This is a genomic window from Streptomyces sp. NPDC033229, from assembly GCF_055576875.1.
Map to the genome: position 1 here is coordinate 48023 of NZ_JBVIQR010000021.1, position 18112 is coordinate 66134.

Annotated in this window: 18 protein-coding genes; 7 read left to right on the plus strand and 11 right to left on the minus strand. The window is 73.5% G+C overall.

Going from position 1 to position 18112, the window contains the following annotated elements; translation table 11 throughout:
* Positions 1–118 precede the first annotated feature (118 nt).
* From ACZ53N_RS19650 to ACZ53N_RS19675, 6 genes are all read right to left on the minus strand, one after another.
* A complete protein-coding gene (locus ACZ53N_RS19650; RefSeq protein ID WP_469142099.1) occupies positions 119–1129 on the minus strand; it encodes an LLM class F420-dependent oxidoreductase in 1011 nt (336 codons plus the stop codon).
* A 238-nt stretch (positions 1130–1367) separates the two neighbouring features.
* On the minus strand, positions 1368–2243 hold the full coding sequence (locus ACZ53N_RS19655; RefSeq protein ID WP_469142100.1) for a hypothetical protein: 876 nt from the start codon (positions 2241–2243) through the stop codon (positions 1368–1370).
* Positions 2244–2406: 163 nt separating this feature from the next.
* Positions 2407–3429, minus strand: coding sequence for an N-acetylmuramoyl-L-alanine amidase (locus ACZ53N_RS19660; RefSeq protein ID WP_469142101.1), 1023 nt, complete (start codon positions 3427–3429; stop codon positions 2407–2409).
* Between the two features lie 145 nt (positions 3430–3574).
* Entirely contained in the window at positions 3575–4240 is a 666-nt protein-coding gene (locus ACZ53N_RS19665; RefSeq protein WP_469142102.1) for a class I SAM-dependent methyltransferase, read from the minus strand.
* Positions 4241–4421: 181 nt separating this feature from the next.
* Positions 4422–5036 carry a response regulator gene (locus ACZ53N_RS19670; RefSeq protein ID WP_469142103.1) on the minus strand — a complete coding sequence of 205 codons (615 nt, stop codon included), beginning with the start codon at positions 5034–5036 and terminating at the stop codon, positions 4422–4424.
* The gene (locus tag ACZ53N_RS19675; protein WP_469142104.1) at positions 5033–6187 is read right to left on the minus strand and encodes a sensor histidine kinase; all 1155 of its coding nucleotides are present in this window, start codon (positions 6185–6187) and stop codon (positions 5033–5035) included. The genes ACZ53N_RS19670 and ACZ53N_RS19675 overlap by 4 nt, the downstream gene beginning before the upstream one ends.
* Positions 6188–6463: 276 nt before the next feature.
* Between ACZ53N_RS19675 and ACZ53N_RS19680 the strand changes: the two genes are divergently transcribed.
* The 3 genes from ACZ53N_RS19680 to ACZ53N_RS19690 are packed head-to-tail and all read left to right on the plus strand — an operon-like array spanning position 6464 to position 9441.
* Positions 6464–7330, plus strand: coding sequence for a MaoC/PaaZ C-terminal domain-containing protein (locus ACZ53N_RS19680; RefSeq protein ID WP_469142105.1), 867 nt, complete (start codon positions 6464–6466; stop codon positions 7328–7330).
* Positions 7331–7376: 46 nt separating this feature from the next.
* The gene (locus ACZ53N_RS19685; RefSeq protein ID WP_469142106.1) at positions 7377–8462 is read left to right on the plus strand and encodes an alcohol dehydrogenase catalytic domain-containing protein; all 1086 of its coding nucleotides are present in this window, start codon (positions 7377–7379) and stop codon (positions 8460–8462) included.
* Positions 8463–8490: 28 nt separating this feature from the next.
* Complete coding sequence (locus tag ACZ53N_RS19690; RefSeq protein ID WP_469142107.1) at positions 8491–9441, plus strand: 3-oxoacyl-ACP reductase; 951 nt, start codon at positions 8491–8493, stop codon at positions 9439–9441.
* A gap of 114 nt (positions 9442–9555) precedes the next feature.
* On the opposite strand, the gene ACZ53N_RS19695 is transcribed toward ACZ53N_RS19690, so the two are convergent.
* Positions 9556–9717 (minus strand): hypothetical protein, encoded by a 162-nt coding sequence (locus ACZ53N_RS19695; RefSeq protein ID WP_469142108.1) that lies wholly within the window; start codon positions 9715–9717, stop codon positions 9556–9558.
* A 355-nt stretch (positions 9718–10072) separates the two neighbouring features.
* On the minus strand, positions 10073–11455 hold the full coding sequence (locus ACZ53N_RS19700; RefSeq protein WP_469142109.1) for a hypothetical protein: 1383 nt from the start codon (positions 11453–11455) through the stop codon (positions 10073–10075).
* 285 nt (positions 11456–11740) lie between these two features.
* Here ACZ53N_RS19700 and ACZ53N_RS19705 point away from each other — a divergent pair, with 285 nt between their 5' ends.
* From ACZ53N_RS19705 to ACZ53N_RS19720, 4 genes are all read left to right on the plus strand, one after another.
* Positions 11741–12778 (plus strand): ABC transporter substrate-binding protein, encoded by a 1038-nt coding sequence (locus tag ACZ53N_RS19705; protein WP_469142110.1) that lies wholly within the window; start codon positions 11741–11743, stop codon positions 12776–12778.
* Positions 12779–13049: 271 nt separating this feature from the next.
* Positions 13050–13895 carry a Nif3-like dinuclear metal center hexameric protein gene (locus tag ACZ53N_RS19710; protein ID WP_469142111.1) on the plus strand — a complete coding sequence of 282 codons (846 nt, stop codon included), beginning with the start codon at positions 13050–13052 and terminating at the stop codon, positions 13893–13895.
* Positions 13896–13908: 13 nt separating this feature from the next.
* Entirely contained in the window at positions 13909–14652 is a 744-nt protein-coding gene (locus ACZ53N_RS19715; RefSeq protein WP_469142166.1) for a zinc ribbon domain-containing protein, read from the plus strand.
* 5 nt (positions 14653–14657) lie between these two features.
* On the plus strand, positions 14658–15869 hold the full coding sequence (locus ACZ53N_RS19720; protein ID WP_469142112.1) for a bifunctional RNase H/acid phosphatase: 1212 nt from the start codon (positions 14658–14660) through the stop codon (positions 15867–15869).
* Positions 15870–15970: 101 nt separating this feature from the next.
* Here ACZ53N_RS19720 and ACZ53N_RS19725 read toward each other — a convergent pair whose 3' ends face one another.
* The 3 genes from ACZ53N_RS19725 to yaaA all read right to left on the minus strand — a co-directional run bounded on the left by ACZ53N_RS19725 (position 15971) and on the right by yaaA (position 18105).
* Positions 15971–16408, minus strand: a complete 438-nt coding sequence (locus ACZ53N_RS19725) for a hypothetical protein (RefSeq protein ID WP_469142113.1) — start codon at positions 16406–16408, stop codon at positions 15971–15973.
* Between the two features lie 172 nt (positions 16409–16580).
* Positions 16581–17228 (minus strand): bifunctional 4-hydroxy-2-oxoglutarate aldolase/2-dehydro-3-deoxy-phosphogluconate aldolase, encoded by a 648-nt coding sequence (eda, locus tag ACZ53N_RS19730; RefSeq protein ID WP_469142114.1) that lies wholly within the window; start codon positions 17226–17228, stop codon positions 16581–16583.
* Between the two features lie 67 nt (positions 17229–17295).
* Complete coding sequence (yaaA, locus tag ACZ53N_RS19735) at positions 17296–18105, minus strand: peroxide stress protein YaaA (RefSeq protein WP_469142115.1); 810 nt, start codon at positions 18103–18105, stop codon at positions 17296–17298.
* Positions 18106–18112: the final 7 nt, after the last annotated feature.

Consider the following 18112-nt stretch of genomic DNA (forward strand, 5'->3'; position numbering starts at 1 on the left):
ATTTTGTTGTTGTTTCCAACGGCTCGGCTATCTTTTAACCCTCCTCCCCCCCCCCCTCCCCCCGCGCCCGCAGGGCGCTCGCCGCCGCAGGCGGCAACGGCCGGCAGCCACGCGGTGATCACGCGTTGAGCTCGGCCAGTACCCGCAGCGTCCGGAGGTCGGGCGCCGTCACCAGCAGATCCGTGACCGGCCCCGCCCGCCATGCCGTCAGCCGTTCGGCGATCCGCTCCGCCGGCCCGACCAGGGAGATCTCGTCGGCGAAGGAGTCCGGCACCGCCTCCACCGCCTCCGCCCGCCGCCCCGCGAGAAACAGCTCCCGCACCCGCCGCGCCGCGTCCCCGAAACCCATCCGCGCCATCAGATCGGCGTGGAAATTACGGGTCGCGTGCCCCATCCCGCCGATGTAGAAGCCGAGCATCTCCTTCACCGGCCGCAACCCCTCGGCGACATCGGCACACACCCGCGCCCGCACCATGGGCGCGACCATGAACCCCGCGGGCACCTCGCCCAGTGAGGCCGTGTAGACGTCCGCGCGCTCGGGCGACCAGTACAGCGGCAGCCAGCCGTCGGCGATGCGCGCGGTCTGCGCGATGTTCCGGGGGCCCTCCGCACCGAGCAGGACGGGCAGTCCGGAACGGAGCGGGTGGGTGACGGACTTCAGCGGCTTGCCGAGGCCGGTGGCTCCGGGACCGGTGTAGGGGAGGGGATGGAAACGGCCGTCGAGTGCGACGGGGGCCTCCCGGCGCAGCACCTGTCGGACGATGTCCACGTACTCGCGCGTAGCGGTCAGCGGGCTCGCCGGGAACGGCCGCCCGTACCACCCCTCCACCACCTGCGGCCCCGACAGCCCCAGCCCGAGCAGCATCCGGCCCCCGGAGAGATGGTCGAGCGTCAGCGCGTGCATCGCCGTGGCGGTGGGCGCGCGGGCCGCCATCTGGGCCACGGCCGTGCCGAGCAGGATCCGTGTCGTGCGGGCGGCGATCCAGGTGAGCGCGGTGAAGGCGTCGGAGCCCCAGGACTCCGACGTCCACACCGAGTGGTACCCCAGCCGCTCGGCCTGCCGGACGAGGTCCACGTGCCGTGGGTCGGGGCCGCGGCCCCAGTAGCCGAGTGCCAGGCCGAGTCGCATGCGGTGCCGCCCCCTCCACTGGAACTGACGAGCCGTCAGGCAGAGTCCGGCGACTGTACGGGCGACCGGCCGCCCCCGCAAGAGGGACCCGCCTCGCGGGCGGTTCCGGCGCGGCGGTCACGAGCGGGGGCGACGGTCACCGGTCGGGGCGGCGGTCAAGAGCCGGGGCGGTAAAGGCGAAGGCCCGCCGGGCAACCCCGGCGGGCCTTCGATGACGGAGCTTCCTCCGGCGCGTGCCTCAGCCGCGCTGGATGCCCGTCGTGTCCTGCAGCACGCCGCGGCGGCCGTCCTGCGTCTGCGCGACGAGCGCCTGACCGCGCTGGTCCACCGCGAGGTACCACGTGCCGGGCGCCAGCTCGGCGATCTGCGTCGGCGAGCCGTCCTCCCCGTACAGGGGGCGGGCCACCGGCACCGCGAACCAGAACGGGGCGAAGTCACCGGCGGGTGCCGCGGCGGGCTGGGCGCCCACCGGGCCGGCGGGCTGCGCCTGAGCCGGCTGGTCCTGCTGCTGGGCCTGCGGCTGACCGGTCTGGCCGGTCTGCGCGCCGTAGGGCTGCTGCTGCGCACCGTACGGGGCCTGACCCTGCTGCATGCCACCCGGACCCGGGTAGCCGTAGCCCGGACCGGCACCGTACGGGGACGGGGCCTGCGGGGCCGGAGCGCCCATCAGCGGGGCCTTCAGCGCCGGGATCCGCTGCGTGAGCAGCGCACCGGCGGCCATCACGAGCAGCGCGATGAGTGCCAGGATGCGGCCGACGCCCGCACCGACCTTGTCGTTGTCCTCCAGAGCGCCGCCGAACATCGTCCACAGCGAGGACCACGCGGCGAACACCGTCAGAGCGGTGCCCCACTGGTCGAGCGTGAGCCCGAGCAGATTGCGGCCCTGGGGCTGGAAGCGGCCCGCGATGATGAGCACCGCGCCGACGATCCCGGCGAGGACGACGGTGGGCAGCACCGGGAAGAGCTTCGAGTCCCACAGGTTGGGCAGGTCCGACTTGTCGCAGAACTGGCCACTGCAATCGACGGAGTAAAAATCGAGGAACGAGGCGATGAACAGCAACACCGCTGCTCCGATCACCACGCCGTCGCCTCGAGTGAGGGAGCGGATGTTCACCTAAAATCCTTTGTCAGAGCTGTCAGAAGTCGTCGCGGTCGCCGATACGCGAGCTGCGGGGGCGCGGGGGTGGCCGCCCCATCGTACGGGTGAACCTATCGCCTGGGCGGTCGGGGCGTCTCCTTCGTATCACCCTCGTGACACGGCCGTGGCCTGCTGGTATCTACCCTCGCAGGAAGTCCGTAATGCCGTCCGCGATCCCTCGCGCCGCCTTCTCGCGCCACACGGTGTCGGTGAGCAGAGCGGCGTCCTTCGGGTCACGCATGTTGCCGCATTCGATGAACACCTTCGGCTGGGTGGAGAGATTGAGGCCGCCCAGATCGGACCGGGTGTCCAGGCCGGTGCCGCCCCCGATGTAGTTGGACGGCGCGCTTCCGGTCGTCCGTACGAAGTTCCCGGCGATCCGCGCGCCCAGCTCCTTCGACGGCCCGACGATGGGCGCGGTGTCCGCGCGGCCGCCGCGCACGGTCGCGGGCAGGATCACATGGAAGCCGCGATTGCCGACCGCCGAACCGTCCGCGTGCACGGACACCACGGCGTCGGCGTGCGCCTTGTTGCCGATCGCGGCCCGCTCGTCCACGCACGGCCCGTACGGCCGGTCGCCGTCGTGGGTGAAGCTGACGGTGACGCCCTGGTCCTGGAGCATCGTCTTGATCCGGTGCGCGACATCGAGCGTGAACGTGGCCTCGGCGTAGCCGTCGTCGGTGGACGTGCCGGTGGTGTCGCACTCCTTGCGCCCGGTGCCGATGTCGACGGAACGGTTGATCTCGGCGGTGTGGTCGCGGTTACGGGTGTTGTGACCGGGGTCGATGACGACGACCTTGCCCTTGAGCGGACCGTCGGCGCGGGGCCGGCCGACCGCCCCCGCCGCCGTCGCCCCGTCGGCGGGACGCGACGCCCCGCCCGTCGGCTTCGACGGCGGCGTCACGAACGGCGAGGGGCGCGCGGACGACGGCTTCCCGGGCCGGCCGGACTGCCCGGACCGGTCCGACGGTGCGGGACCCGTCGCGGAGGAGGCCGCCACCGGGGACTTGGCGTCGTCCGCACCACCGCCCGCGGCGGCGTCCCACAGCAGCCAGCCCGCCAGCGAGAGCGCCAGTAAAGCGGCCAGCGCCACGAGAAGGGGGGTGCGGAGGGTGGTGCCGCCCAGGCGGCCGGGCACGCGGGAATTCCTGCCGTTGGACACCTGGCGATGCTAGCGCCGCGGCTCGCGCTCCGAGACCCCCTCCAGGGAAGTAGGGGCAGCACCACCGCTGCGCGGCGGTGTCCTCAAGCCCGTCCGGCGATTGAGGACGCGCCCGCGGGGCGCCCGCCGCAGGACGGCCCGCAGTTCAAGACCCGCCGGCCAGGCGAGAGGCGCGGGGCCCGGCCACCCGGCGCAGCACGCGCAGCGAGCGCGTCACCGACACCTCGGCGAACTCGCCGGACTCCAGGGCCCGGAGGTAGACGCGGTACGGCGCCTGCCCGCCGTCCGCCGGGTCCGGGAAGACATCGTGGATGACGAGCAGCCCGCCCGGGGCGACGTGCGGGGCCCAGCCCTCGTAGTCGGCGTTCGCGTGCTCGTCGGTGTGCCCGCCGTCGATGAAGACCAGCCCGACCGGCGTCCCCCAGACCGCCGCGACCTGCGGCGACCGGCCGACGATCGCGATCACGTGCGGTTCCAGGCCCGCCTTGTAGAGCGTGCGCCGGAACGTCGGCAGGGTGTCCATGCGGCCCACACCGGGGTCGTCGTCCACGACGGACGGGTCGTGGTACTCCCAGCCGGGCTGCTGCTCCTCGCTGCCTCGATGGTGGTCGACGGTCACGGCCGTCGTCCCGGCCTCCCGCGCGGCGGCGGCCAGCAGCAGGGTGGAGCGCCCGCAGTACGTACCGACTTCGAGCAGCGGGCCGAGCGCCGCGGCCTCCTCGGCGGCGGCGTAGAGGGCGAGGCCCTCGTCGACCGGCATGAAGCCCTTCGCCGCCTCGAAAGCGGCGAGTATCTCGGGTTTGGGGGGCATGCGGTCTCCTCCTGGCGGTGCGGGTCGTGGCGGTCATGCTGCCGCATGTCGGTGACGGGCTCCGTGTCGGGGGCCGGGCCCGGGGCCTCCCGGGGCGGGGCGGCCGTCCGGCCGGGGTGCGGTCGCACATACCAAGCCGTCCGGCGATTGAGGACAGCGCCCTCCGGGCGCCTGCCCGGAGCTACAGCCAACCGTTCTGCCGAGCCGCCCGCACCGCCTCCATGCGGTTGCGGGTCGCCGTCTTCCCTATCGCCGCCGACAGATAATTCCGCACGGTCGCGGGCGACAAGTGCACCCGCGCCGCGATGTCCGCCACCGTCGCCCCGTCCACCGCCGCGGCCAGTACGTCGCGTTCGCGTTGGGTGAGCGGGTTGGGACCGGCGCTCAGGGCCGCCGCGGCCAGGGCCGGGTCGATGACGCGCTCGCCCGCCAGCACCCTGCGGATCGCCGCGGCGAGGTCTTCCACCGGGCCGTCCTTGACCAGGAATCCGGACGCCCCCGCCTCCATGGCCCGGCGCAGATACCCGGGCCGGCCGAAGGTGGTGAGGATCAGCACCCGGCAGTCCGGCAGCCGTTCCCGCAGGTCGGCCGCCGCGTCGAGGCCGCTGCGGCCCGGCAGTTCGATGTCGAGGAGGGCGATGTCCGGCCGGGTCGCCAGGGCCTGGGGCAGGATCTCGTCGCCGTTGCCGACCTGCGCGACGATCTCGATGTCGTCCTCCAGGCCGAGCAGCAGCGCGAGCGCGCCCCGCATCATGCCCTGGTCCTCGGCAAGCAGCACGTTGATGACGCGGCTCATGCGGCCCGGCCCTCCTCTTCGTCGTCCACCGGAAGTTCCGCCACCAGGCGGAAGCCCCGCTTACCGTCGGGCCCGGCGGTAAGCGCGCCGCCCGCGGCGGCCAGCCGCTCGGTCAGCCCCTTGAGGCCCGTACCGCCCTTGGCGCCGCCCGGTTCGGCGGATTCCGAGCCTACGCCGCGACCGTCGTCGGTGATCTCCAGATGGACCCGGTCCGGCTCGCCGCGCACCTCGATGGCGCAGCGGGCCGCGGCGCTGTGCCGGACGACATTGGTGACGCCCTCGCGCACCACCCAGCCGAGCAGCGCCGCGGTCTGGGGTGGCAGGGGCGGACCCGACTGGCGGATGTCGGTGCCGATGCCGGAGGCGTCGAGGAGGGAACGGGCGCGCTCGAGTTCGGTGGTGAGGCTGCCCTCGCGGTAGCCGGTGACGGCCTCACGGATCTCGGTGAGGGCCTGACGCCCCACCGCCTCGATGTCGGCGGCCTGGTCGACGGCCGCGTCCAGGTCGCGCGGGGCCAGCCGCCGTACGGCCTCGGCCTTGACCACGATCACGGACATGGTGTGGCCCAGCAGATCGTGCAGGTCGCGTGAGAAGCGCAGCCGTTCGCGCTCGACGGCGGCGTGGGCCAGCTCCTCGCGGGTGGCGCGCAGCCGTTCCACCGTCTCGAAGAGGTTCAGTAAGGCGGCCGCGACCAGGCCCGAGAGCGCGGTGCCCCAGGCGATGGCCAGGACGTCCTCGGTGTCGTTGTGCACGGCCATCAGCACCCCGACCGTGGTGCCGAGTGTCCCCAGCGCCGCTCCGAGCCGGGGGCCGCTGCCGCGCAGCACGATGCCGGCGGTCAGGGACAGCAGGGGGAAGCACAGCAGCCAGTCGCCGCCGTAGCCGATGGTGAGCGCGTAGGTCACCGCGGCCAGTGCGGCGAGCGAGGCCAGCGGGGCGCGCGTCTCGCGGCGGCGCTCGTCGAGGCCGAGGAAGACGGTGGTGGCGTAGAGGGTGACGAAGGCCGTCAGTCCCGTGGCGCCGAGCCAGGGCAGCGGCAGCCTTCCCCGGCACAGGTCGATGACGTCGCCGGTGAGGATGAGAAGCCAGGGCAGGAACGTCCGCCGGTCCGGCGGCCTCATCCGTTCGATCCGCTGCATCGCTCCGCTCATGCTCCGACCTTAAGGAACAGGGCGGTGAGCTGCGCAGATGCATCTGTCCAAGGCGTGCGGTGACTTTTGTCATGGCATGTGACGCCCCGTCAGGTAGTGCGGTCCGCGGCCTTCCGGCCCTCACGGCGATCGGCTATACAAGGGTCATCGGACCGGCTGGAACGCGTTCCAGTGCCGAGCGCGAGCGGGCCGGCCCGGCAGCGACCCCGGCGCGGCCTGCGGTGCGGATGGCCGGGTCGGGGTCTTCGACCACACCGCGAAGGAGCAGTCGCCCCGATGCCCATCGACGTAAGCCAGGCGGTCGGGGCCGAACCCCGTAGCGTCGAGCTCTCCTGGGACCACAAGGACGTCCTCCTCTACCACCTCGGCATCGGGGCCGGCGCGGCCCGGCCCACCGACCCGGAAGAGCTCCGCTACACCCTGGAGAGCAGGCTCAGTGTGCTCCCCAGCTTCGCGACCGTCGCGGGCGGCGGCATGGCCCTGGCCGGTGGCCTCTCCGCGCCCGGTGTCGACGTCGACCTCGCCCGCGTGCTGCACGGCGGGCAGACCATCGGGCTGCACCGGCCGCTGCCCGCCCGCGGCTGTGCCACGCTCACCTCCCGCGTCGCCGCCGTGTACGACAAGGGCAAGGCCGCCGTCATCGTGCTGCGCGCGGACGCCGCCGACGCCGACGGCCCGCTGTGGACCAGCGACTGCCGGATCTTCGTCCGCGGCGAGGGCGGCTTCGGCGGCGAGCGCGGGCCCGCGGACCGGCTCCCGGCGCCCACCCGCGAGCCGGACCGGACGGCCCTGTGCCCCACCCGCCCCGACCAGGCCCTGCTCTACCGCCTCTCCGGGGACTGGAACCCGCTGCACGCCGACCCGGAGTTCGCCGCCTCCGCCGGCTTCGACCGGCCGATCCTGCACGGCCTGTGCAGCTACGGCATCGTCCTCAAGGCCGTCGTCGACACCGTGCTCGACGGTGACGTGACCCGCGTCCGCTCGTACGCGACCCGCTTCGCGGGCGTCGTCTTCCCCGGCGAGACCCTGCGCGTGCGGATGTGGCGCGAGAGCCCGGAGGCCGGCCGGGTCCAGGTGTCCGTGACGGCCGTCGAGCGCGAGGACGCGCCGGTCCTCACCGACACCGTCGTCGAGCACACCTGAACCACGCCCGTACCGCGAGTCCTCGAATCCCGGAGGGATACGCACCATGCGCGCAGCCGTCCAGCACGAGATCGGCCAGGACAAGCTCGAAGTCCTCGACGACGTCGAGGCCGTGGGCTTCGGCCCGGGGAAGGTCAGACTGCGCCTCCGCGCCGCCGGACTGTGTCATTCCGACCTGTCCGCGATGAGCGGCGTGCTGCCGCAGCCCGCCCCCTTCGTCCCCGGCCACGAGGGCGCCGGCGAGGTTCTCGACGTCGGTGACGGCGTCACCGCCGTCAAGCCGGGCGACCGCGTCCTGGTCTGCTGGCTGCCCTCCTGCGGGACCTGCCCGTCCTGCCGGCGCGGCCAGACACAGCTGTGCCTCGCCGGACTCGCGGCCGCCGGCGCCCCCAACTTCCGGCGTGCGGGCGGCTCCCCGTCCGACGTCTTCGGCTTCGCCGGCACCGGCACCTTCGCCGAGGAGGTCGTCGTCGGGGCCGTGTGCGCCGTGCCGATCCCGGACGACGTGCCCTACGAGATCGCCGCTCTCATCGGCTGCGGCGTCACCACCGGACTCGGCGCCGCCCTCAACACCGCGCGGGTCGCCGCCGGTTCCTCCGTCGCCGTCATCGGCTGCGGCGGCGTCGGTATCAACACGATCCAGGGCGCGCGGGCCGCGGGCGCCGCCCAGATCGTCGCCGTCGACCCCGTCGCCTCCCGCCGTGACGCCGCGCTGCGCTTCGGCGCGACGGAGGCCGTCGCCCCGGACGCCCTGGCCGACGCCAAGAAGCGGATCACCGGCGGCGAGGGTTTCGACTACGTCTTCGAGGTCGTCGGCACGTCCGCCACGGCCCGCACCGCGTACGAGACGACCCGGCGCGGCGGCACTCTGTGCGTCGTCGGGGCGGGCGCCCTGGACGACCACTTCCAGGTCAGCATGTTCGAGCTGTTCTTCGACGAGAAGCGGATCCTGCCGTCCCTGTACGGCGGCGGCGACGTGCTGCGGTCCTACGAGCGGGCCATCGCCCTGTGGCGGGCCGGCCGGATCGACCTCGCCGGGCTCATCACCCACCGGGTCCCGCTCGCCGGGATCAACGACGCGATCGACCAGATGCGCACCGGTGAGGCGCTGCGCACCTGCGTCGAGATCTGACCGATTCGACTCCGGGAGAGGGAGGCGCATGTCAGCGCAAGCGACCCTGCGGGGCCGGACCGCGATCGTCACCGGCGCCGGGCGTGGACTCGGCCGGGCCGAGGCCCTCGAACTGGCCCGGCTCGGCGCCCACGTCATCGTCAACGACTACGGACAACCGGGCCGCGACGGCTCGGGCGAGGCATCCGCCGCGCCCGCCGAGGCGGTCGTGGCACAGATCCGGGCGGCGGGCGGCAGCGCCACCGCCCACCTCGGCGACGTCGCCGACTTCGACGAGGCCCGCGCCCTCGTCCAACTGGCCCTCGACACCGGCGGCTCGCTGGACATCCTGGTCAACAACGCGGGCATCCTGCGGGACCGCATGGTCTTCTCGATGACCGAGGAGGAATGGGACTCGGTGGTCCGGGTGCATCTCAAGGGCCACTTCAACACCGTCCGCTTCGCCGCCGCGCACTGGCGGGACCGGGCGAAGGCGACGGGCCGGCCGGTGTACGGGCGGATCGTCAACACCTCCTCCGAGGCGTTCCTCGCCGGCTCGGCCGGGCAGCCCAACTACGCGGCGGCCAAAGGCGGCATCGTCGGCCTCACCACCTCGACGGCGGAGGCGCTGCGCAAATACGGCGTCACGTCGAACGTGATCTGCCCCCGGGCCCGGACCCGGATGACCGAGGACGTCTTCGAGAGCGTCGAGGCGGCCGGCAAAGGGCTGGATCCGCTGGCGCCCGAACACGTCTCGCCGCTCGTGGGCTATCTCGCCTCACCGGCGGCCGCGCATGTCAGCGGGCAGGTCTTCGTGGTGCACGGCGGCATGGTCGCCGTCGTCGAACGGCCCAAGGTGGCGGCCAGGTTCGACACAGCCGGGGAGGCCTTCAGCGTCGAGGAGCTCGACGGGCTGCTCACCCCTTACTACGCGGGGCGGCCGTCGAGGGAGACCTTCGCGAGCGTGGAGGTGCTGGGCCTGTCCCACCGGACGGACTGATATCGGCTGAGCTCAGCCACATCAAGCCCGTCCGGCGGTTGAGGACGCGCCCGCAGGGCGCCCGCCGCCGCAGGCGGCACAGCGGTCGGCAGTCGAAGGCCCGCCGGGCAGGCCTTAGCGGCTGTCCGTCGCGTCGCGGCGGTGCTTGCCAAGGGCGGGGGCGCCGTGGTCGTTCGGGGAAGCCGGGCCGCGGTGCCTGCCGGAGCCGGTGGCTGCGGCCTGGGCCAACGCCTCGCGGGGGCGCGCCTCGGTCGTGTCGGTTCGGGCGTCGGGCATGGGAAGAGTCACTCCGTGGGAAGGGGATGCGTGCACTGCGCGTCGGGGGCCGTGCCCAGTGGCGCACGGCATCGACGGACGTCAACACGCTGCACACGCTTCTCACGCGCGACCGTTCGGTTCACCGCCGGTGCCCGGCCGGTACAGCCGCACAGCCCCCGCCCGATTCTAACGGGGACCTTGATCGCGGAGCCACCCGGTTCGCCGAGGTGTTCGGATTTTCGCGGCGTCGGAACCGGGCGGAACGGCGGTGCCGGAACCGGGCGGAACGGGCGCGGACAGACGGGCGCCCGGCAACGCGACCAAGCGCGGTGCCGGGCGTCGTGGGCCCGTGGGGTCCGCCGGGGAGGAGCGGTTAAGGGGTCCGCCCCAGGGGTGCTTGCTGGAGTGGGACCGGCCGGGGCGCGGCGCCCGGATCCGGCTCCGGGAACCCGGTGCAGCCTTCCGTGAGCGTCGGCTGCACCGCCTGCCAGGGCGGCGGCGCCGATGCCGTGTGCGGCGCGGGCCGCGGCGCCGCCCCTGCCTCCCAGGCCGTGGGATGCGCGGGCTCGTCGGGCCCGTCCGGTTCGTCGTGCGCGATCGGCCCGGTCGGCCCGGTCGGTCCGTCCGGCTCGGTCGGCACCGTGGCGTCCGGTGGGACGCAGACCGGCCCCTGCGGTGGGCCGCCCGGCTCCTGCTCCCCGTCCTCCTCGCGGGGGCCGCGCTTGCCGTCCGCGCCGGGGAGCCGCAACCGCGCCAGCCCGCAGGGCACGTACGGCGTGACGTACGGCAGCCGCAGCTCGCCGTCGGCGGTCCACAGGCCCGCGCCCGCCAGCCACCCCACCGGCGCCGGGAACTGCTGCACCCGCCGCGCCGACGGCCGCCACACCCCCACCCAGCTGCCCGCCGCCCCGTCGATCCGGAGCGCCACCGCACAGCTCTCGGGCATCAGCACCTGACCGGGCTGCGCGGCGAAAGGGGTCACCGCCACGTCGGCCATCCGCAGGCACTCGGGAAAACGCACCGGCCGTGCCGAGCCGAGCACCCCCCAGCCGAGCCGGTCCTGCCCGGGCGCGTCGGACCGTACGAGCAATAGACCGCTGTCCGGATCGGCCAGCAGCAGCCGGTCGTTGCTCTCCTCCGTGATCTGCAGCAGCGGGCTCGTCTCGCCGCCCCGGCCCAGGTCGACCACGACGGCCTTGGTGCGCCCGTCCAGCTCGCGGTCGAGGGCGAGCATCCGGCCCGTGCGGTCGAGCCAGGCGCCGCCCGAGCAGCGGCCGGGCAGCTCGGTGACCCGCTCGGGCCCGTAGGCGCCGCCGTGCACCCGCCACAGGGTGGTCGACCGCTCGCCGTGCACGAGGGCGAAGGCGGACGAGCCGTCGGGCGCGGGGGGCAGCAGGGACAGCCGGGGGCACTCGATCGAGCCGAGCGGCAGCTCGCCGGTGCCGGGCCCGGTGGGATAGAGCAGCGAGAGCGTGTACCGCTCGGCGACCCGGCGGCGGATCAGCACCCGCCCGTCGGAGAGCGGCAGCACCTCGCTGTCGGGCTCCTCGGGCTGGCTGCCGGGCAGCGGGACCGCGTAGGGCTCGGGGCCGCCGAGCGTCCAACGCTCCGGAAACCAGCCACCGGTGCCACGGCCGAGAGCCAGCCGCGCGGCGTACGAACCGTCCGCCGTGACCGTGAACGGAGTGCGGCCGCGGTCCTTCGGCGGGCCGGATGGGGTGCTCGGTGGAGCGCTCTGGGGGACACAGACCGTCATGAGAAACGTCACCTCCGGCACTGAACGTAGTTATCGCACTACGTCCCGAACCTTGAGAGTGAGGCCGCTTCACGCGTAAGGGTGATGTTGGTCCGTATTGCCTGAGGGGCCGGGGGTGGATGTGCTCCTCACCGGACGTCTGTTTAAAGTAAGGCGAACCTAAGTGGCCGCGGGAGTGGCCGAGCAGGCTCCCTTGACCACCCTGCCGCCTGGCGCGTTTTCCGCCTACGGCTCTTCCGCCCACGGCCGGCCGGTCACCGCCTTCCCACCGACCAGGAGCACCACATGTCCCTCCGCCGCCGCGGCACCGCCGCCGTCGCCCTTTCCGTAGCCGCCGCGCTCTCGCTCGCGGCCTGCGGTTCCTCCGACGGGAAGGACAGCGGGGCGGGCAAGGACGGCAGCGGCTCCAAGTCCGTCGCGCAGGGCGGCAAGGACTTCGGCAAGGCGGCCGAGCAGACCGCGAAGATGGGCACGGACGCGAAGCCGGGCCAGTTCCCGCGCACGGTCACCCACGCGCTCGGCAAGACCGAGATCAAGGAGATGCCCAAGCGCGTCGTCGTCCTCGACGTCGGCGAGCTGGACAACGTCGTCTCCCTCGGTATCAAGCCGGTCGGCTGGGCGCCGAGCGAGGGCAGCCAGGAGATCCCCGAGTACCTGAAGAAGGACGTCGGCGCCCCCAAGAGCGTCGGCACCATCAGCAACCTCAACCTCGAGGCCATCAACGAGCTCAAGCCCGACCTGATCCTCGGCAGCAAGCTGCGCGCGGAGAAGAACTACAAGGCCCTCTCGAAGATCGCCCCGACGGTGTTCTCCATCCGCCCCGGCTTCACGTGGAAGGAGAACTACCTCCTCAACGCGGCCGCCCTGGACAAGACCGCCGACGCCAGGAAGCAGCTCGACGCGTACGGGGCCAAGGCCAGGCAGCTCGGCGAGGACATCGGCGAGAAGAAGCCGACGATCACCATGCTCCGCTACCTGCCGCAGTTCACGCGCCTGTACGCGCAGCAGTCCTTCATCGGCACGATCCTCAAGGACGCGGGCCTGCCCCGCCCGAAGAACCAGCAGGCCGACAAGCTCGCGGAAGAGATCAGCCCCGAGAACATCGACCAGGCCGACGCGGACTGGATCTTCACCGGCGTCTACGGCGACCCGGACAAGACCAAGCGCGACAGCGCCCAGGACAACCCGCTCTGGAAGAACCTCAAGGCGGTCAAGGACGGCCGTGCCAAGGACGTCCAGGACGAGACCTGGTACCTGGGCCTCGGTGTCACGGCGGCGAACAGTGTCCTGGACGATCTGCGCGGGTACCTGGTGAAGAAGTAGCGGGTCGCTCGCCGCGGGCTGTGAACGTCCGCCCGCCGCGCGGGCCTCGCCCGGAGCGGGCCTGCCGGGTGTCGGCGTCCAGCCGTCCCTCCCGGGCGGCAGCCCGACTTCCCCCCGGCGGCAGCCCGGCTCCCCCTGGGCGCAGCCCGGCTTTCCCCCGGGCGGCAGCCCGACCCGCTTCGGCCGGACCGACCAGCCGGCCCGGTGGTCGGATATTCGGCACCCCGCCCAGGGGACCCGTGGGGGCACGAGGGGCAGGTAGCCTTTCCCCGTGCCCGTACTGTCTGAAGTCATCGCCGCCCTCGAGGCCCTCTGGCCCCCGGAGCGGGCCGAGCAGTGGGACGCCGTCGGTACGGTCTGCGGCGACCCCGACGCCCCCGTCGGCCGGGTCCTGTTCGCCGTCGACCCCGTTCAGGAGGTCGTCGACGAAGCCGTGGAGCTGGGCGCGGACCTGCTCGTCACCCACCACCCGCTCTATCTGCGCGGAACGACGACGGTCGCGGCCTCCACCTTCAAGGGCCGCGTCGTGCACACCCTCATCAAGAACGACGTCGCCCTCCACGTCGCGCACACCAACGCCGACCGCGCCGACCCCGGTGTCTCCGACGCCCTCGCCGGCGCCCTCGACCTGCGCGTCACCGGCCCCCTCGTACCCGACCCGAGCGACTCCGCGGGCCGCCGCGGCCTCGGCCGGATCTGCGAGGTCGAGCCCCCGCTGACCCTCGCCGCGTTCGCCGCCCGTGCCGCCGAGCGGCTGCCCGCCACCGCGCAGGGCATCCGCGTCGCGGGCGACCCCGAGCGCCTCATCCGCACGGTCGCCGTCTGCGGCGGCTCCGGCGACTCCCTCTTCGACGAGGTACGGGCCGCGGGCGTCGACGCCTACGTCACCGCCGACCTGCGCCACCACCCCGCGTCCGAGGCCCAGCACCACAGCCCGCTCGCCCTCGTCGACGCGGCGCACTGGGCCACCGAATGGCCCTGGATCGAGCAGGCCGCCGCTCAGCTCGACGAGATCTCCGACCGCCACGGCTGGGGGCTGCGCACCCACATCTCCCGTGCGGTCACCGACCCCTGGACCGCCCACGCGGCGTCGTCCGCTTCCTCTTCCCACCACTAATCAGGAGCTTCCACTGAACGCCGCGCCCGCCGACCAGATCCGTCTTCTCGACCTCCAGACCCTGGACACCCGCCTCGCGCAGCTCGCCCACAAGCGCAGGAGCCTGCCCGAGCACGCCGAGATCCAGAGCCTCGAAGGCGATCTCACGCAGCACCGCGACCTCCTCGTCGCCGCGCAGACCGAGGAGAGCGACACCACCCGCGAGCAGACCAAGGCCGAGCAGGACGTGGACCAGGTGCGCCAGCGCGCCGCCCGCGACCAGCAGCGCCTGGACTCCGGCGTCGGCATCTCCCCGAAGGATCTGGAGAACCTCCAGCGCGAGATCGTCTCGCTCGCCAAGCGCCAGGGCGACCTGGAGGACGTCGTCCTCGAGGTCATGGAGCGTCGTGAGTCCGCCCAGGAGCGCGTCACCGAGCTGACCGGCCGCGTCGAGTCCGTGCAGGCCAAGGTCAACGACGCCGTCGCCCGCCGCGACGCCGCCTACGCCGAGATCGACGCCGAGGCCGCCTCGGTCACCAAGGAGCGCGAGATCGTCGCCGGCTCCATCCCGGCCGACCTGCTCAAGCTCTACGACAAGATCCGCACCAAGGAGGGTGGCGTCGGTGCCGCCCGCCTCAACCAGCGCCGCTGTGAGGGTTGCCGCCTGGAGCTCGACATCACCGGGCTCAACGAGGTGCGCGCCGCGGCCCCGGACGAGGTCGTCCGGTGCGAGAACTGCACCCGCATCCTCGTCCGCACCCGCGAGTCGGGCCTGTAAGCCCCATGGCGAATCGCTTCATCGTCGAGGCGGACGGCGGTTCCCGGGGCAACCCGGGCCCCGCCGGGTACGGCGCCGTCGTCCTGGACCCGGTCACCGGTGAGGCCCTCGCCGAGGCCGCCGAGTACATCGGCACGGCCACCAACAACGTCGCCGAGTACAAGGGCCTCATCGCGGGCCTCAAGGCGGCGAAGGCCCTCGACCCGGAGGCCACGGTCCAGGTCCGGATGGACTCCAAGCTCGTCGTGGAGCAGATGTCCGGCCGCTGGAAGATCAAGCACCCGGACATGAAGCCGCTGGCCGCCGAGGCCCGGAGCGTCCTGCCGGCCGGCCAGGTCACGTACCAGTGGATCCCGCGCGAGAAGAACAAGCACGCGGACCGGCTCGCCAACGAGGCCATGGACGCGGGCAAGGCCGGCAAGCGCTGGGAGCCCGGGGCGTCGGCCGCGGGTCTCCACACGCGGATGACGCCGGAGCCGGCCGCCCCGGCTTCCGCCGCACCCCTTTCCGTCTCCGCGGACACCTCCGGCACGGCGGCGCTCGCCGAGCCGAAGGCCGTGCCCGTCGGGTGGGCCGCCCCGGCCGACCTGGGCGCGCCGACGACGTTCGTCCTGCTGCGGCACGGCGAGACGGCGCTGACACCCCAGAAGCGGTTCTCCGGCAGCGGCGGCAGCGACCCCGAACTCTCGCCCGCCGGACGCCGTCAGGCGGAGCAGGCCGCGGCCGCCCTCGCCGCGCGGGGCACCGTCCAGGCCGTCGTGTCGTCGCCGGTGCGCCGCTGCCGGGAGACCGCGGCGGCCGTGGCCGCGCGCCTCGGACTGGAGGTCCGGATAGACGAGGGGCTGCGCGAGGCCGACTTCGGTGCCTGGGAGGGACTGACCTTCGCCGAGGTCCGCGAGCGCTACCCCGACGACCTCGACGCCTGGCTCGCCTCCTCCAAGGCCGCGCCGACGGGCGGCGGCGAGAGCTTCGCGGCGGTCGCCCGCCGGGTCGCGCTCTCGCGGGACAAGCTCATCGCCCGCTACGCGGGCCGGACGGTCCTTCTGGTCACCCATGTGACGCCGGTCAAGACGCTGGTACGGCTGGCGCTCGGGGCCCCGCCGGAGTCGCTGTTCCGCATGGAACTCTCCGCGGCCTCCCTGTCCGCCGTCGCCTACTACGCCGACGGCAACGCCTCGCTCCGGCTGCTGAACGACACGTCCCACCTGCGCCACTGACGTGACGGACCACCCGCGCCGGTGACATGGCGAAGGGCCCCCGCCGCATGGCAGGGGCCCTTCGCCGTACCCGCCGGGTGCCCGCCGGGTACCCGCCGGGCCTATTCCGCGCACAGCCCGATGGCGCGTTCCAACAGGGCGAGCGCCTCCAGACGCTGCCGTTCACGGTCCTCGATGTCCTGGGCGCTCTCCCCGGTGGCCGCGACCCGCGGGCAGTCCGGGCACTGCCACCGGTCCGGAGCGCCGAGAGGCGGTGGCCGCATGGCGATGCGGCAATGGGGGCACTCCACGATCACTCCTTCCACATGGCCGCACGACGCGCAGACCCAGACCGGGCCCTCGGCATCCTGCTGCCGCCAGGCGGTGCGGTGGCACTGCGGGCAGCCGGTCGTGACGATCCCGGCCCGGCTCATGACCGGCGGTTCCGGGGTGGTGTCGGCGTACTCGATGATCCGTGCCCGGACCCTGTCGTCGGTCGTGTTGGCCATCCGGAGCAGGTGGGCGACTCGCGAGCGTGCTTCGTCAACGAAATCGTTCATGGCAGCGGCAGGCTATGGCAGCCGGACCGGCCCCCGGTGCCAGTCCCCGGCCGATCACCCACGGGCCGGGGGTGCGTTCACCGGATGGAGTGGCGGGCGTTCGCCGTGCCTTCCCCGGGCGGTGTGAAGGGTGGCGCAAAGGGCGGTGTGAACGGTGGTGTGAAGGCCGGCGTCACGGGCCGCGCAACGCCGACGCCGCACGGGCGAGTTCCTCGATCCGCGCCCAGTCCCGGTCCCGGATCGCGTCGGCGGGCAGCATCCATGTCCCCCCGACACAGCCGACGTTGGGCAGCGCCAGATACGCGGGCGCCGAGCCGGGCCCGATGCCGCCCGTGGGACAGAAGCGGGCGGTGGGCAGCGGCGCGGACAGCGACCGCAGGTAGGCCACCCCGCCGGCGGCCTCGGCGGGGAAGAACTTCATCTCCCGCACGCCGCGCTCCAGCAGCGTCACGACCTCCGAGGCCGTCGACACCCCCGGCAGGAACGGCACCCCCGCCGCCCCCATCGCGTCCAGCAACCGGTCCGTCCAGCCGGGGCTCACCAGGAACCGCGCTCCCGCCCCGACCGCCGCGCTCACCTGCCCGGGGGTGAGGACCGTGCCGGCGCCCACCACGGCACCGGGCACGTCCGCCGCCACGGCCCGTATCGCGTCGAGCGCGGCTTCCGTGCGCAGCGTCACCTCGATCGCGGGCAGACCGCCGGCGACGAGGGCGCGGGCGAGCGGGACCGCGTCGGCCGCGTCGTGGAGGACGACGACGGGGACGACGGGCGCGACGTCGAGGACGGACACGGGCGAGGTGGGTGCGGCGGCGCGGGTCACGCAGGCATCCTCGTCGCGACCGAAACACACCGCAACATTCGTTGCACAGTGTGCAACGAGCTCGTGTCTACAGCTCGGTGACCACGACGTCCAGCGCCCAGGGCTTCCCGCCCTTGGCCGGAGCCCCGCCCTCCACCGCGTAACCCAGCTCCCGCAGCGCCGCGGCCAGCTCTCCCGGCCCGGCCGGCTCGACGCCGGCCGTCAGCAGGTCCCGTACGAGCCGTCCCTTCGTGGCCTTGTTGAAGTGGCTCACGACGGACCGCTTCTCCACCCCGTTCACGACCTTCGACTGGAGCACCCGCACGGTCGCCGTCCGCTCGGCGACGTCACCGGCCGGCTTCCACGCGGAGGCGTACGCCGCGGACCTGAGATCCAGCACCAGCCCGTCGCCCGCCGACTCGGGCAGCTCCCGCGCCATCGGGCCGCGCCAGTACGCGCCGAGCGCGCCCAGCCCCGGCAGCTTCACCCCCATCGAGCAGCGGTAGGAGGGGATCGCGTCGCCGATCCGCACCGCGCCCCACAGCCCGGAGAACACCAGCAGCGACCGCTCCGCCCGCCGCCGGGCCGCCGGGTCCAAGGTGGCCAGGCCCAGCGCGTCGTACAGCACACCCGTGTAGATCTCCCCGGCGGGCCGGGTGCCGGCGCCCGGCAGTGCGGCGTTCTTGGCGATCTCGCCCCGCAGCCCCGGGCTCAGCCCGAGGACCTCCGCCGCCTTCTCCTCGTCGCCCGCGCACAGCTCCACGAGCTCCGCCAGCACGGCCCCGCGCGCCTCGGTCAGCCCCGGCAGGGACAGCGAACCGAGCTCCAGCGGGGCACCGCCGGAACCGCCCTCGACGGGCGCGGCCTTCCCCTCGGACGGCGGCAACAGCACGAGCACGGTCGTT